This window comes from Streptomyces sp. x-80 (genome assembly GCF_046549095.1).
Classification (GTDB): Bacteria; Actinomycetota; Actinomycetes; order Streptomycetales; family Streptomycetaceae; genus Streptomyces; species Streptomyces celluloflavus.
The window spans coordinates 1-886 of the sequence record NZ_JAJPWM010000073.1; the positions used below are offsets into that span (position 1 = coordinate 1).

Annotated in this window: 1 protein-coding gene; it reads left to right on the forward strand. The window is 66.9% G+C overall.

What is annotated here, in order from left to right; genetic code table 11:
• Positions 1 to 64: 64 nt before the first annotated feature.
• Positions 65 to 879, forward strand: a protein-coding gene (locus ACLJWH_RS41950) for an IS5 family transposase (RefSeq protein WP_411147071.1) whose coding sequence is annotated in 2 segments (ribosomal slippage) — positions 65 to 422 and positions 422 to 879 — 816 coding nt in all. Because the reading frame shifts where the segments join, the coding sequence is not laid out codon by codon here.
• Positions 880 to 886: the final 7 nt, after the last annotated feature.

The window sequence follows — 886 nt, forward strand, 5'->3', positions numbered from 1 at the left end:
AGAGGAGCTAACAGAATGTCGTGTGGGGGCATGTCGTCTGGGGTGGTGGCTCGTTGGGCTTGTCATGGGGAAGGGGCCGCCGTGGTTGGTGTCGGATGACTTGTGGGGGCGGGTTGAGCCGTTGCTGCCGGTGAAGGAGCGTCGGTCGCATCACGCCGGCCGGTTGCCGCTGGATGACCGCAAGTGCCTTCAGGGCATCCTGTTTGTGCTCCATACCGGTATCCAGTGGGAGTGGTTGCCGCAGGAGCTCGGCTTCAGCTCGGGGATGACGTGCTGGCGTCGGCTGCGGGACTGGAACGAGGCCGGGGTGTGGGACCGGCTGCACAAGGTGCTGTTGACCGAACTCCACCAGGCGGGGAAGCTGGACTGGTCGCGGGCGGTGATCGACGGCTCGCACCGCCAGGCACGTCGGGGCGGCCCAAAACAGGGCCGAGCCCGGTCGACCGCGCCAGGCCGGGCTCGAAACACCACGTGATCACCGATGCGCGCGGCACCCCGCTGGCCGTCTCTCTCACCGGCGGCAACCGGCACGACGTCACGCAGCTGATGCCTCTGCTCGATGCGATACCCCATCTCAAGGGCCGCACCGGCAGGCCACGCCACCGGCCGCAGCAGTTGTTCGCTGACCGCGGCTACGACTTCGACAAGTACCGCCGCCTGCTGTGGAAGCGCGGCATCAAGCCGGTCATCGCGCGCCGCGGGGTCCCGCACGGCTCAGGACTCGGCGCCATCCGTTGGGTAGTAGAGCGCACGAACGCCTGGATCCATGGCTTCCGCCGCCTTCGGATCCGCTGGGAGATCCGCGACGACATCCACGAAGCGTTCCTCAAACTGGCCTGCTGCGTCATCACCTACCGACGCGTCCAAGCATTCTGTTAGCTCCTCT